The following is a 13,836-nucleotide window of genomic DNA, read 5'->3' on the forward strand; positions in this document are numbered from 1 at the left end:
TCACCTCAGCAGGTAGGGCATGTTGATGGTCACGGCGTCCGTGGGGCAGCGGGCGGCGCACGGGCCGCAGTACCAGCACTCGTCGACGTGCATGTACGCCTTGTTGGTCTCGGGGTTGATCGCCAGCGAGTCCAACGGGCACATGTCGACGCACAGCCGGCAGCCGTCGATGCACTTGGATTCGTCGATGGTCACCGGAACATCGGCACGGTTGTTGACCAGAGCCATGAGTGGTCTCCAGTAGGTAGAAGGAAAAGATAGATCGCGATATATCGCTACATAACTAGATATGTCGCTACATATCAGCGACAGATAGCGGAAGCCTGTCGACGCAGGTCGACGTGCAGGCGGAAGCGAGGCGCGATGTTCATGACCGGCGCAGCTCCGCTCGCATGGTGAGGCGATCGCCCCGCATGCGGATGAACTCCAGGTCGACCGGGCGGCCGCAGGCGAAGTGGCTCAGCCGTTCCACGACCATCAACGCAGACCCGCGCGGCACTTCCAGCACAGCGGCGGAGTGCGCGTCGGCGTTCACGGCTTCCAGCGTCACGGACGCGGCGCCCAGCGAACGGCCCGAGGTCTGCTCGATGAGCGAGAAGATGTCGCGGTTCTCGAGGTCCAGTCCAAGCAACGGCTCGCCGACGTCGAGCGCGAGGTAGGTCAGGTCGAGCGACAGCGGCAGGCCGTTGAGGCGCCGCAACCGTTCCACGTACACGACATCAGGAGAGCCGAGTCGCGCGGCGACCGACGAGGGCGCCTTGATCACGCCCAGGGCGCGCACGTCGTTGGTGACGTCACCGTGCTCGTGCAGGGTTTCGGCCAGTCCCATCAACTGGTTCAGCCCGTGCGCGTACTTCTCGGTGACGACGACCGTGCCGACACCGGGCACGCGGTCGATCAGGCCTTCTTCGCGCAGCAGGTCGAGCGCTTCGCGGATGCTGTTGCGCGACACCGAGAACTCGGCGGCGAGGAAGCGCTCGTCCGGCAGCACACCGCCTGGGTAAGCGCGGCCGACGACCTGCTGGCGGATGACGTCCGCAGCCTGCCGGGCCCGGTCGGCGCGGAGGCGCCGCTCGGGTGATCCCTGACGTTGGCTGCTCATGCGCCACAGTCTGGACGGAGAACGACGATCAGTTTGTTACGCGCGTGTTACGCCACCTGGTCAGCGCGCCGAGCAGCGCAAAGTGCGCAGTAACGCCACCTGGCGCCGGGTCCACTATGTGGAACGTCGCTGGCGCACCCCGATAGCTCTGCATACGAGGTATATCACGAAGCTGATGGCCGTGACGAACGCGCTCACCGGCAGACCCGGTTGCAGCGACAGGAGAATCCCGCCCAGCACGGCGACCTCGGCGAACACGACCGACAACACGGTCGCGCGCAGCGGTGACGCGGTCACCCGGCACGCGGCCGCCGCGGGCGTGATCATCAAGGCGAGCACGAGAAGCGCACCGACGATCTGCACGCTCAACGCCGTGGCGACACCGACGAGCACCGCGAAGACGATCGTCAGCGTCTTCACCGGAACCCCGCGCGCCACGGCGACATCCGGGTCGACGGACGCGAAGTGCAACGGCCGGTAGATGAACGCCAGCACGGCCAGCACGCCGACCGAGCTGCCGACGAGCAGCCACAGGTTCGTCGTGTCGACACCGATGATCTGCCCGGTCAGCAGGCCGAACTTGTTGGTGGTGCGTCCTTTGTAGAGCGCCACGAACAGGATGCCCAGCCCCAGCCCGAAGGCGAGGATCGAGCCGACGACGGAGTCGCGGTCCGAGTCGCGCTGGCTCAGCAGTCCCAGCAGCAGGGCCGCGACGACCGAGCCGATCAACGACCCGTAGCCGACGCTGACGCCGAGCAGCAGCGCGGCCGCGCCGCCGGTGAACGCGAGCTCGCTCGTGCCGTGCACGGCGAACGCCATCTTCCTGGTGACGACGAGCGGTCCGATCACGCCCGCGACGAGGCCGAGCACGGCACCCGCGATGAGGGCCTGCTGGACGAAGTCGATGCCGAGCAGCTGACCGAAGGTCATGCGTCCTCTCCAGCCAGGTGGTGCGACTGCCCCTCTTCGCAGGCGCCGACGACGAGGATCTGGTCGCGGACCTTCACGACCTCGACGTTCGTCCGGTACAGCTCGGAGAGCGTCTCGGACGTCATCACCTCGGACGGCTTGCCGATCCGGAAGCGGCCCTCCACCAGGTACAGCACCCGGTCGACGAGCGGCAGGACCGGGTTGATCTCGTGCGTCACGAACAGCACGGCCGTGTCGGCGGTGCGGCGGCGCGCGTCGATCAGGTCGCTGACGCTGCGCTGGTGCGCGAGGTCGAGCGACAGCAGCGGCTCGTCGCAGAGCAGCACCTCGGGGTCGCCGACGAGCGCCTGGGCGACCCGCAGCCGCTGCTGCTCGCCGCCGGAGAGCAGCCCGATCGGCGCGTCCGCGTAGCTCGTGGCGCCGACGGCGGCGAGCGCCTCGTCGACCTTCCGCCTGCGCACGCCGCGGCCGCGCAGGCCGGTGCCCCACTCGTGCCCGTCCAGCCCGAACCCGACGAGGTCGCGGCCGCGCAGCGTGAGGGAGTGGTCGACGGCGCGCTGCTGGGGGATGTAGCCGATGCGCCGGCGGTTGCCGCCCGCGATCTCGACGGTGCCCGCGGACAGCGGCTGGAGGCCGAGCAGCACGCGCATGAGGCTGGTCTTGCCGGACCCGTTCGGGCCGAGCACGGCGATGAACTCGCCGGGCTCGATCTCCAGGTCGAGACCGTCCCACAGCACTCTGTCGCCGTAGGACAGTCGAGCGCCGCGCAGCGCGACGGCGGATCGCGTCATCGTGGCGGTCACCTGCCGAGCGCGTTGACCAACGCGTCCACCTGCTGCGTCATCCAGTCAAGGTAACCCGTGACGCCCTCCGGGAGCGTCTCGGACACGGACACGACCGGGATGCCCTGCGCCTTCGCGCTCTCGGCGAGCTGCTTGGTCACGGGGTTCTCGGTCTGCGAGTTGTCGATCAGCACGGCGATCTGCTTGGTCTCGACCAGCTGCCTGGTCTCGGCCAGCGCGGCTGCGGGCACGTCGGACTCGGCCTCGACGGCCTTGGTGAACGCCTCGGGCGTCACGTCGTCGGCGACGGCGGCGTCGAGCAGGTAGTGGGCGACTGGCTCGGTCGCGACGACCTTCTGCTCGTGCTTGACCTTCTGGACGCGCTCGAGCAGTGCGTCGATCTTGGTGCCGAACTCCTTCGCGTTCGCCTCGAAGGTGGCCTTCTTGTCCGGTGCGACCTCGCCGAGGTCGACCGCGGCCTGCTCGGCGACCTTCTTCACGGTCGGCAGGTCGTACCAGACGTGCTCGTTCGTCTCGTGGTCGTGCTCGGCGCCGTCCGGCGCGGCGTGCGCCTCGTTGCCGGCCACCACGAACGCCTCGATCTTCTTGGCGCCCTCGGTCTCGGTGCCGAGCAGCTTGGCGAAGAAGTCGTCGTAGCCGCCGCCGTTGAAGATGACGAGCTCGGCCTCGCGCACCGCGACGGCGTCGGCGGGCTTGCTCTCGTAGGCGTGCGGGTCGGACGCCGGGTCGTTGATGATCGAGGTGACCTCGACCGCGTCACCGCCGACGGCCTGCACGACGCTGCCCCACACGTTCGTGGACGCGGCGACCTTGATCTTGCCGTTGCCGGTGGTGGTCGCGCCTGCCCCGCACGCGGTCAGGCTGATGGCGACCAGAGCGCCGATCAGGGCGTTGCGGAGAGTCATCGGAGGCACCTCGACAGTTCACGCGATCTAGGAATGGAAACCGTTGTCGAGTTCATCTTAAGACGCTCCGTGGCCGTCTTGTCCACCTCCGGGTGTGCGAAAGCCCACCCCAGCGGTGCTGAGGTGGGCTTTGACACTTCGAACTCAGGCCTCCAGGCGTGCGCCCGACTCCGGGTGGAACAGGTGGATCTCGGTCGCGTCGCGGACGACGACCTTCACGTTCTGGCCCAGCGACGGCGGCGTGCGGCCGTCGACGCGGACGACGAAGCGCTCGCTCGAGTCACCGATCTTCACGGCGCCGTGGACGAGCGCGTCCGCACCGAGCTCCTCGACGAGTTCGACGGTCATCTCCATGCCCTCGTCGCCGGACGGCACGAGCGCCAGCGCCTCGGGCCGGATGCCGAACGTGACCTCGGCGAGCTGCTCGCTGGACGCCGCGTCGAGCGCGGACCGCGACAGCGGCACCACGATGCCGTCGAGCTTCGCGCCCTCGGACGTGAGCGGCACGGTCTTGAGGTTCATCGCGGGCGAGCCGATGAACCCGGCGACGAACGCGTTCGCCGGCCGGTCGTACAGCGCGCGCGGGGTGTCGCACTGCTGCAGCAGGCCGTCCTTGAGCACCGCGACCCGGTGGCCCATCGTCATGGCCTCGACCTGGTCGTGCGTGACGTAGATCGTGGTCGTGCCGAGGCGCTGCTGGAGCGCCGCGATGTTCGCACGGGTCTCGACGCGCAGCTTGGCGTCCAGGTTGGACAGCGGCTCGTCCATGAGGAACACGGACGGCTCGCGCACGATGGCGCGTCCCATCGCGACGCGCTGCCGCTGGCCGCCGGACAGCGCCTTCGGCTTGCGGTCCAGGTACTTCGTGAGGTCGAGCATCTTGGCCGCCTCGGCGACCTTCTCCTTGATCTCGGCCTTGTTGACGCCGCGCAGCTTGAGCGCGAAGCCCATGTTCTCCGCGACCGTCATGTGCGGGTACAGCGCGTACGACTGGAACACCATCGCGATGTCCCGGCCCTTCGGCGGCACGTTGGTGACGTCCTTGCCGCCGATGTTGATCGCGCCCTCGTCGACGTCCTCGAGGCCGGCCAGCATGCGCAGCGCGGTCGACTTGCCGGAGCCCGAGGGTCCCACCAGCACCAGGAACTCACCGTCCGCGACGTCGAGCGACAGCTCGTCCACCGCTCGGACGGGCGGGTTCCCGGAGAACACCCGCGAAGCTTTGATGTAGGACACCTCGGCCATGTGACGCACCTTTCACTTCAAGCGTTAGCGCCAAGCTATTCATTGCAAGCGCTTACGGGAACACCTCCGCGGAACGTAAGCGCTTGCAACGACAGAGACGTGTCAGCCCTTGACGGCGCCGGACGCCAGACCGGTCACCAGGAAGCGTTGCACCAGGTAGAACACGATGACGGCCGGGATCGAGACCAGGATGGACGCCGCCGCGAGGTGGCCCCACTCGGTCCGGTTCTGCTGCACGAACACCTGCAGGCCGACCGCGAGCGTCTTCGACTCGTCCGCGGCGGACAGGAACGCGGACGCGAACGCGACCTCGCCCCAGGCCGTCAGGAACGCGTAGAAGGCGGTGACCGCGAGGCCCGGCCTGGCCAGCGGGAGCACCAGCCGCCAGAAGACGCCGAACGGGGAGAGCCCGTCGACGCGGCCAGCCTCGTCGATGTCCATGGGGATCGTGTCGAAGTAGCCCTTGAGCATGTAGGTGCAGAACGGCACGGCGGTCGTGCAGTACACGAGCACCAGGCCGAACGAGTTCCCCTGCAGTCCCAGGGTGAGCAGGACGTTGTACAGCGGCACGATCAGGACCGCGAACGGGAACATCTGCACCACGAGGAACGACATCATGAGGCCGCGCTTGCCGGGGAACCGGAAGCGCGACACCGCGTAGCCCGTCGTCGCGGCCAGGAACACGGCGATGATCGTCGTCAGCAGTGCGATCAGCACGGAGTTGCCGAACCAGGTGAGGAAGCCGCCCTTGTCCCCGGCGAGGATCCGCGAGTAGTTGTCCAAAGAGGACTCGTTGACCAGCTTGGGTGTCGTCTCGACCGCGCGCGCGTCCGGCTTGAACGACGTGACGAGCACCCAGAAGACCGGGAACACCGCGATGAACGACGCGATGATCAGCGTGGCGTGGAGGCCGAAGGAGGCGAGACGGGACCGGTCGGTCCGCTTCAGCCGCGCGTCCGAGGCCTTGACGACCTGGAGCGAAGTGGCGTCGAGCGTCATCACCACACCTCGCCTTGCTTGCGGAGCGCACGGCGGTAGACCGACGCGAAGACCAACAACAACGAGAGGATCAGGACACCGTAGGTCGACGCGACCGCGTAGTCGCGGGAGGCGCCGGAGAAGAACCGTTCGAACGCGTAGGTGACGAGGATCCGGGTGTTCGGGTTCTTGTCGGCGATCAGGTAGATCACCGGGAACATGTTGAACGTCCAGATGATGCCGAGCAGGATCACCGTCGACGAGACCGAACGCAGGCCCGGCAGCGTCACGTGCACGAACCGCTGCCACGGCGTGGCACCGTCCACTTCGGCCGCCTCGTAGAGGTCACCTGGGATCGACTGCAGGCCGCCGAGCAGCGCGACCATCTGGAACGGCACGCCGAGCCACACGTTCACGATGATCACGGCGACGAGCGCCCAGTTCGACTGGCCGAGCCACACCGGGTCGGGCAGGCCGATGGAGCGCAGGAACTGGTTGATGATCCCGTACTGCGCGTTGAACATGTACTTCCACGCGAACGCGCTGATGAACCCCGGCACGGCCCACGGGAGGATCAGCAGCACGCGGTAGAGCGTGCGGCCCCTGACCTGCCGGTTGAGCAGCAGCGCCAGGCCGAGCCCGATCGTGTAGTGGAAGAACACGCAGCTGAACGTCCAGATGAGCGTGCGGACCAGCGTTCCCCAGAACGCGCCGTAGCTCTGGTCGCCCGAGAGCACGTTCAGGTAGTTCTTGAAGCCCACCACGTCGAACGTCGCCGGCCGGTCGAGGACCGGGTTGGCGATGTTGGCCTCGTTGATGTTGGTGAAGGTGAAGTAGACGCCCTGCGCGAGCGGGTACAGCACCAGCACGGCGATGACCACCACGACCGGCAGCACCATCGCGTACGCGTACCAGTAACGGTCCAGGAACCGTCGCACCGAACACTCCCCTCAGACAGGGTCGTGAGTGACCAGGAGGGTTGTCGCCCTCCTGGTCACTCACGACCTCAGATCAGCCGATCGAGTACTCGGTGACGACGGTGTCCTTGTACGCCTTGGCGACCTCGTCGAGCGCCGCCTTGGCCTCCTTCTTGCCTGCGAGGACGTCGGCGTAGGCGATCTTCAGCGGGTCGAACAGCTGGCCGCCCTCGGGGATCCACGCGCGGGCGTGCGCCGTCTTCACGACCGGCTCGAACGCGGACACGACCGCGTTGCCCTTGACGTCGGCGTTGGAGTACGCGGACTTGCGGGTCGGCAGCAGGCCGAGCTCCTTGGCGATCTTGGCCTGCGAGTCGGTCGAGCTCATGCACTGGATGAACTTGATCGACGACGTCTTGGCCTTGGTGCCCTGGCGGATCACGTAGTCGTGGCCGCCGACCGGGGCGCTGCCCTTGCCCGCGGCGTCACCGGGGACGGGCGCGATGCCGAGGTTCGCGGCGTCGGTGAACGCGGCGCCCTTGAGGTAGTCGGCGACGGCCCACGGGCCGTTGACGACCATGGCCGCCTCGCCCGAGGAGAACGCGGCCTGCATGTTGTTGTACGAGTTGCCGGGGTCGAGCGCGGTCGTCGCGGCCTTGGCGTCGAGCAGGCCCTTGGCCGTCTGCAGCGCCTTCACGTTCTCCGCCGAGTTGACCGTGATCTTCTTCGCGTCGGTGTCGACCAGGTCGCCGCCCGCGCCGTAGATGAACGGCAGCGCGTAGTACGCGTCGTTGTTCAGGAAGAACGACTTCTCACCGCCGAGCTTGGCGGCCGCGGTCTTCAGCTCGTCCCACGTCTTCGGCGGCTCGACGCCCGCGTCGGCGAGCTTCTTCTTGTTGTACAGCAGCGCGAGCGAGTCCGTGACCTGCGGGACCGCGTACGCCTTGCCCTCGAACTGGGTGGAACCGAGCGGCGTCTCCAGGAAGTCGCTGGTGTCCTTCGCCAGGTCGGTGCCGGAGAGGTCGACGATCAGGCTGTTCTTCGCGAGCTGGGACACCCACGCGACCTCGGAGCGGAAGACGTCCGGGCCCTGACCGCCCTGAGCGGCGGTCTTGTAGTTGTTCAGCGCCTGGTCGAAGGCGACGGTCTCGACCTTGACCTTGTAGCCGTCCTTGGTCGCGCATTCCTGCGCGATCTTGGTGAACACCGGGCTCTCGTTGGGGCCGCTGGTGTCCCAGAAGGTGACCTCACCCGAGTCGGCGCCGCCGCTCGAGCTGCCGCCACCGCCGCCACAGGCGGTGAGCACGAGGGCGACACCGGTCGCCATGGCGGTCACGAGGGTTGTACGTCGCATCGTTGCTGCCGTTCCCTCCTGCTTGCCTCATCGACGATGAGGTTGTTGCAAGGTTTTGCGGAATTGTTGACGGGGATTTCACTCCCTCAACCATGGTCAGGTCAAGACCTCGGGCGTAACTGAGCCGTAACGGCGCTGACGCATTGCAAAATTTTGCTGCAAGCGGCACCCTTGCGCTCACCACTACCGAATGGGAGGCGCCGTGCCGGGTCTGTCCGAGATCGCCAGGGCAGCCGGGGTGAGCATCTCGACGGTCAGCCGCGTGCTGAACCGGCGTGCCGGGGTCAACGAGGAGACCAGGCAGCGCGTGCTGTCCGTGCTGGCGGAGATGCCCTACACCCCGCGTGGCCTGGGCGCGCTGCAACGAACAGGCGTGATCGGCCTGCTCGTGCCGGAGCTCTCGAACCCGGTGTTCCCCGCGTTCGCGGAGGCACTGGAGACCAGGGCCGCACGGCTGGGCTACTCGTCGCTGCTGTGCAACACCCGCAGCGGTGCGCCGATGGGCGAGGAGGAGTACGTCCGGATGCTCCTGGCCCGCGGGGTCGAGGGCATGGTGTTCGTGTCACCTGAGATCACCAACGTCGAGGTGCCGCTCGGGCAGGCGCCGCAGCCGAGCTACTACGCGAAGTTGCTCGCCGACGGCGTCCACATGGTCTTCCTGAACGGTGCCACGCCCGCGCTGGACGTGCCGGATGTAACGGTGGACGAACAACTCGCGGGCTACACGGCGACGAAGCACCTGATCGAGCTCGGCCACGAGCGGATCGGCTTCGTGTCCGGTCCGGCGCGCTCACTGCCGTCCCGGCTGAAGCGCGCGGGCTGGGCCGCGGCGTTGGAGGAGCACCACCTCCCGGCTGGTTCGGACCTGGTCGCGCACGCGCCGTTCAGCGCCGAGGGCGGTGGCCAGGCGATGGCGACGCTCTTCGAGACGGTCGCGCCGACCGCGGTGATCTGCTCGTCCGACCACATGGCGCTCGGCGTGATGCGCGAGGCGCACCAGCGCGGTGTGTCGGTGCCGGACGAGCTGTCCGTCGTCGGCTTCGACGACATCCCGCTCGCGGCGTACAGCTCCCCCGCGCTGACGACCCTCGCGCAGCCGATCGAGGAGATGGCGACGGCCGCGATCGACGAGCTCGTGCTGCGCCTGGATCCGGATCGCCGCAGGCCGGGGAGCGACAACTACACCCGCGTGTTCAGGCCGAGGCTGGTCGTGCGCGAGTCGACGGCACCGCCCAAACAAGACACTTAATGGTCTGGACCACCTTCTTGACACTCCAGAATGGTCAACCTGCGGCGATGCGGCATTTGAGGGACACGGGTCACCCTCGCTTCAGTAATTGGTTCTGAACCGTTACGGTCACTTCATGGCGCGGTCGATGCATGTGCGACGCCCTGCGACGCTGGCCTCTCTGGCCGCTGAACTGGGCGTTTCCCGGACAACGGTGTCCAACGCGTACAACCGTCCCGACCAGCTCTCCCCCGAGCTGCGTCGCCGGGTGTTGGACACGGCTCGGAGGCTGGGATATCCCGGCCCGGACCCCGTTGCGCGGTCGTTGCGCACGCGGAAGGCCGGTGCCGTCGGTCTCCTCCTGACCGAGAACCTGTCTTACGCGTTCCGCGACCCGGCGGCGATCGGGTTCCTGGAGGGGCTGGCACTGGCCTGCGAAGACGCGGGGACCGGTCTGCTGCTCGTGCCCGCGAACCCGGAGCGCGAGGACGTCGCGTCCGTGCACCGCGCGGGTGTCGACGGTTTCGTCGTGTACTCGGTGCCCGACGACGACCCGCACCTCGCCGCCGTGCTGGAACGCCCGGTGCCCACCGTCGTGTGCGACCAGCCCGACATGGGCACGGTCGACCGGGTCGGCATCGACGACCGCGGCGCCATGTACTCCCTCGCACAGCACCTGATCGGGCTCGGCCACCGCCGCGTCGGCGTCGTCTGCATGCGGCTCGCCCGCGACCGCAACGACGGCTTCGTGACGGCCGAACGCCAGCACGCCGCGCACTTCCACGTGCAGCGCAACCGCTTGTCCGGCCTGGCGGAGGCGTTCAGCGAGGCAGGCGTCGACTGGTCGCGCATCCCGGTCGTCGAGCGGTTCGACCACAACATCGCGTCCGGCGAGTCCGCCGCGGCGCAGGTGCTCGACGCGGACCCGCAGATCACCGCGTTGATCTGCTGCTCGGACATCCTCGCGCTGGGCGCGATGAACGAGGCCGCGCGGCGCGGGCTGCGGGTGCCGCACGACCTGACGATCACCGGTTTCGACGGCATCCGCGAGGCCGAGGCGGCCGGGCTCACGACGGTCCGCCAGCCGGTGCTGGAGAAGGGCCGCGCGGCGGGCAAGCTGCTGCTCGACACCAACGAGCGCACTCGTCCGCGTTCGGTGAACCTGTCGACGGAGCTGATCGTCGGCAAGACCTCGGCCGCACCGCGCGGCGCGTCCGAAGAGCGCTGGTTCGGGCCCTGATCTCGAGGGACCCTGTGGACAACTGACCGGCGGAGCGAGCTGACCTGTGGACAACTCGCTCCGCCGGCCCGGAATTGTCAGTGCTTCATGGCAGAGTTGAAATCAGGGGTGCCCCCAGGCCGGGGACCCTTGATTCGCTGATCAAGCGCGCCGCCATCGGGTCAGACGGCCTCTGGTCTCGCACTGCGGCCCGTTCCGCAAGCGGTTGCTGTTCCGCGACGTCGACCTGGCGGTGCGGCAGGCTCCGGCTCGTCCAGGTGCCCGCGTGTGCCGAGTACCGCGAACCCACCCTCGCGCGTCGGGCTGATCGCGGTGGACGAGGGTGCGGTGCCGATGGCGCTCACGATCCTCAATTCACGTGGGACCGACCTCCCCGCCGTGGACGAGGCAGTGCGTGTGGCTGGGTTTCGCCGCTGGCGTGCTCGGGTCGGTCAGCGGGCTGAACCCGCGGGACGCGGCGGAGGTCCGGATCTTGCGTCGGCTGCGGAACCAGGTGCACGAGCTCACGCCCTGCCTGCCGCTGGTGGAGTCTCGTGCGGTGGCCGACGAGTTGCGCGCGTGGATCGAGCTGCGGCCGGCGCTGCTCGGCCCTAGGTGAGCCGGAAGGGCACCGGCGCGCTGGCCTTCGGCCCCAGCTTGGCCACCAGCAGGTAGTCGCCAGGCCCCAGCCGCGTGTGCTTCCCGCACCCCGGCTCGGACGTGCTGCCCACCCACTTGGTCCCGAAGTCGAACTTCTCCCCCGGCTGCAAGATCCGCACCTCGTCACCGGCCGTGGCGAGGCAGTGGTTGCTCGACCACAGCTGCACCGCGCCGTCGGCCGTCATGACGACCAGCTCCCGCAGGTGCCGCCCGATGTCCCGGATGCACGGCACCTTGCCGGTGTTGGAGATCGCGATGGCCAGCCCGACCTGCGACCCGGCCGGGTACGACGGCTTCTCCGGCACCGCGGTCACGCCGATCACGTCATCCGGGCACGGCTGCGGCGGACCAGGCGGCGGAGGAGGAGGCGGGGGCGGAGGTGGCGGAGAAGTCGTGGGGCTGGCGGTGGCCGATGAAGAGGACGTGGTGGGTGTGGCCAGGTCGAAGGACGACGGCGGCGTGGACGCGGCGGCGACGTTGGTCGGCTGGCCGACCGGCTCGTCGTCGCTGAACACCGCACCGATGAGCCACACGACCAGGAGCAGCGCGACCACGGCTGCGGCGATGGCGGCCGCGCGCCTGCGCCAGTACACCGAGGAAGGCAGCGGCCCTGTGGGCTCGATCACGTGCCCGAAGGTATCCGCACCACCTGGAATTCCGTGGTAACCCCTAGTAACTCGATGCGGTGAACGTGATGTTGACCCAAAAACCCTTGTCAACGACACACAGCCGTTCACACTCATCAGGTGGGGTCCGTCCCAGGCCATGGAGGTGTGCTCATGACCGCGATCGACGAACTGCTCAGGCGCAACTACGAGCTCGGGAACGTCGTTCCCGGTGACCGCTCGTCACCAAAGCCGTCTCTGCACGTCACGATCTTGACCTGCATGGACTCCCGAATTCGCGTGTTCGAGATCTTCGGGCTCAAGCAGGGTGAGGCGCACGTCCTGCGCAACGCGGGCGGCGTCGTGACGGACGACGTGATCCGCAGCCTCGCGCTCAGCCAGCGCAAGCTCGGCACCCGCGAGGTGCTGCTCGTGCACCACACCAACTGCGGCCTCGAGATGGTCACCGAGGACGGCTTCAAGGACGAGCTCGAAGAGGACACCGGCCTGCGGCCGACCTGGTCCGTCGAGGCGTTCAAGATCGTCGAGAACAGCGTGCGCAGCTCGATGGCCCGCATCAAGCACAGCGCGTTCATCCCGCACACGGACAAGGTCCGCGGCTTCGTCTACGACGTCCACACCGGCCAGCTGCACGAGGTCACGGCGTCAGACGCGAAGGCTGCCTAGCGCGAACTCGCCCACGGTCGACTCCTCGGTGAAGGGCAGGCCGAGCACCTTCTCGGCCACGGCGACGTCGCCGGAACCGATGGCGCACGCCGCCAGCCCCATCGAGGACGCCACCAGGTAGAGCGTCTGGAACAGCACACCGACGTTCCGCAGGGTCGTCGCGTACGCGATCGACGTGTACTTCCAGCTGACCCTGCGGAACCGCGACGTGATCACCAGCAGCACGTCAGGCGGATCTTCGAAGTCGGCCGGCCTGCGCGCCAGCTCACCCAGGTCCGGGTTCACCAGCCGGAGCACGTGGGCCAACGCGTCGTAGTGGTAGACGCCGCGCTCCAAGCCCTCGCAGCGACGCACCGCCAGGTAGACCTCCAGGTCGTACGACGCTCCCCCGGACGGGTACGGCCTGCCACCGCGCCACGCGGCCCGGTGCAGCAGCTCACCCAGCTCGTCGAGGGTCACCCCGCGCTCCCCGTACGACCGGGTCGAGCACCGTCGCTCCAGCACGGTCGTGAACGGCACGTCCCGCTCGCCCGGCACGAGCAGCTCGATCACCGGACCAGGCCCGGCAGGCTTGATCGCGGGCGCCTCGGCGTCGCGGTGCGGGTAGGTGCCGCCGACCGGGTGGTCGTGCCGCCCGGCCCGGCTGCGGGTGTGGAACAGCAGGTCGTGGAACTCCCACGTGCGCAGCTCGGGTGAGTCCTCGCCGCCGAGCAGCCCGGCGGACACCAGGTTCCGCACGACCATCCGCTCGAGACCGGCGAACGAGCCGATCGGCCGCGCCCGCACCAGTGACGCGACGAAGCTGAGCGACGGATCCAGCTCCGCCCGGTACAGCGACAGCGGCGACTCCAGCACCAGCCGGTCGTCGGCGCCGTGGAAGAACGCGAACCGCGACAGCCGCACGGGCACGTCGTCCGCGAGGGGCTCGGCGGGACGGGCGTCGACGCCGAGCGGGACGAGCCGCAGCGCGTCGCCGAGCCAGTGCACGACCAGGAACGGGAAAGTCGCCAGGAAGCGCAGCTCAGCGGCATCCAAAGTGGATGGGTCGACGGGTGTGCCGACGAGCCGTTGCAGGCCGAGGTAGTCGCCGCGCACGGTGTGCACGCCCCAGGGGTGGCCGACGAGCACCGCGCCGTCGGGTGCGGCGGCGATGCGGGTCCGGGGATGGAGGCTGATCATCTCCATGGTGGGCCACAATGTGGG

The 13,836-nt window shown here is 68.4% G+C and carries 15 protein-coding genes; 4 read left to right on the forward strand and 11 right to left on the reverse strand.

Features of this window, described 5'->3' with window-relative positions:
• The 9 genes from FKR81_RS16160 to FKR81_RS16200 all read right to left on the reverse strand — a co-directional run bounded on the left by FKR81_RS16160 (position 1) and on the right by FKR81_RS16200 (position 8,234).
• Positions 1-228, reverse strand: coding sequence for a 4Fe-4S dicluster domain-containing protein (locus FKR81_RS16160; RefSeq protein ID WP_146352741.1), 228 nt, complete (start codon positions 226-228; stop codon positions 1-3).
• A gap of 139 nt (positions 229-367) precedes the next feature.
• Positions 368-1,102 carry a GntR family transcriptional regulator gene (locus FKR81_RS16165; RefSeq protein ID WP_146352743.1) on the reverse strand — a complete coding sequence of 245 codons (735 nt, stop codon included), beginning with the start codon at positions 1,100-1,102 and terminating at the stop codon, positions 368-370.
• Between the two features lie 114 nt (positions 1,103-1,216).
• Positions 1,217-2,032, reverse strand: coding sequence for a metal ABC transporter permease (locus FKR81_RS16170; protein WP_146352745.1), 816 nt, complete (start codon positions 2,030-2,032; stop codon positions 1,217-1,219).
• A complete protein-coding gene (locus FKR81_RS16175) occupies positions 2,029-2,823 on the reverse strand; it encodes a metal ABC transporter ATP-binding protein (protein ID WP_146352747.1) in 795 nt (264 codons plus the stop codon). The genes FKR81_RS16170 and FKR81_RS16175 overlap by 4 nt, the downstream gene beginning before the upstream one ends.
• 8 nt (positions 2,824-2,831) lie before the next feature.
• The gene (locus FKR81_RS16180; protein ID WP_146352749.1) at positions 2,832-3,740 is read right to left on the reverse strand and encodes a metal ABC transporter solute-binding protein, Zn/Mn family; all 909 of its coding nucleotides are present in this window, start codon (positions 3,738-3,740) and stop codon (positions 2,832-2,834) included.
• A 144-nt stretch (positions 3,741-3,884) separates the two neighbouring features.
• Complete coding sequence (locus tag FKR81_RS16185; protein ID WP_146352751.1) at positions 3,885-4,985, reverse strand: ABC transporter ATP-binding protein; 1,101 nt, start codon at positions 4,983-4,985, stop codon at positions 3,885-3,887.
• 102 nt (positions 4,986-5,087) lie between these two features.
• Positions 5,088-5,984: a sugar ABC transporter permease gene (locus tag FKR81_RS16190; protein ID WP_146352753.1), complete on the reverse strand. Its 897-nt coding sequence runs from the start codon at positions 5,982-5,984 to the stop codon at positions 5,088-5,090.
• Positions 5,984-6,862: a carbohydrate ABC transporter permease gene (locus FKR81_RS16195; protein ID WP_146353057.1), complete on the reverse strand. Its 879-nt coding sequence runs from the start codon at positions 6,860-6,862 to the stop codon at positions 5,984-5,986. The genes FKR81_RS16190 and FKR81_RS16195 overlap by 1 nt, the downstream gene beginning before the upstream one ends.
• Positions 6,863-6,974: 112 nt before the next feature.
• Positions 6,975-8,234 (reverse strand): extracellular solute-binding protein, encoded by a 1,260-nt coding sequence (locus tag FKR81_RS16200; RefSeq protein WP_146352755.1) that lies wholly within the window; start codon positions 8,232-8,234, stop codon positions 6,975-6,977.
• Between the two features lie 202 nt (positions 8,235-8,436).
• On the opposite strand from FKR81_RS16200, the gene FKR81_RS16205 reads away from it, so the two are divergent.
• The 3 genes from FKR81_RS16205 (at position 8,437) to FKR81_RS16215 (ending at position 11,300) form a co-directional block, all read left to right on the forward strand.
• Positions 8,437-9,483 (forward strand): LacI family DNA-binding transcriptional regulator, encoded by a 1,047-nt coding sequence (locus FKR81_RS16205; RefSeq protein ID WP_146352757.1) that lies wholly within the window; start codon positions 8,437-8,439, stop codon positions 9,481-9,483.
• Between the two features lie 115 nt (positions 9,484-9,598).
• A complete protein-coding gene (locus tag FKR81_RS16210) occupies positions 9,599-10,702 on the forward strand; it encodes a LacI family DNA-binding transcriptional regulator (protein ID WP_146352759.1) in 1,104 nt (367 codons plus the stop codon).
• A gap of 358 nt (positions 10,703-11,060) precedes the next feature.
• The gene (locus FKR81_RS16215; protein ID WP_146352761.1) at positions 11,061-11,300 is read left to right on the forward strand and encodes a hypothetical protein; all 240 of its coding nucleotides are present in this window, start codon (positions 11,061-11,063) and stop codon (positions 11,298-11,300) included.
• Here the strand turns inward: FKR81_RS16215 and FKR81_RS43585 are convergent.
• Positions 11,293-11,967 (reverse strand): hypothetical protein, encoded by a 675-nt coding sequence (locus FKR81_RS43585; protein ID WP_186762997.1) that lies wholly within the window; start codon positions 11,965-11,967, stop codon positions 11,293-11,295. The two genes, FKR81_RS16215 and FKR81_RS43585, sit on opposite strands and share 8 nt — an antisense overlap.
• A 153-nt stretch (positions 11,968-12,120) precedes the next feature.
• Between FKR81_RS43585 and FKR81_RS16230 the strand changes: the two genes are divergently transcribed.
• Positions 12,121-12,633: a beta-class carbonic anhydrase gene (locus FKR81_RS16230; RefSeq protein ID WP_146352767.1), complete on the forward strand. Its 513-nt coding sequence runs from the start codon at positions 12,121-12,123 to the stop codon at positions 12,631-12,633.
• On the opposite strand, the gene FKR81_RS16235 is transcribed toward FKR81_RS16230, so the two are convergent.
• Entirely contained in the window at positions 12,613-13,818 is a 1,206-nt protein-coding gene (locus tag FKR81_RS16235; protein ID WP_146352769.1) for a SagB family peptide dehydrogenase, read from the reverse strand. The genes FKR81_RS16230 and FKR81_RS16235 overlap by 21 nt on opposite strands.
• Positions 13,819-13,836: the final 18 nt, after the last annotated feature.

The sequence above is a fragment of the Lentzea tibetensis genome (assembly GCF_007845675.1).
In the GTDB taxonomy this organism is placed as follows: domain Bacteria; phylum Actinomycetota; class Actinomycetes; order Mycobacteriales; family Pseudonocardiaceae; genus Lentzea; species Lentzea tibetensis.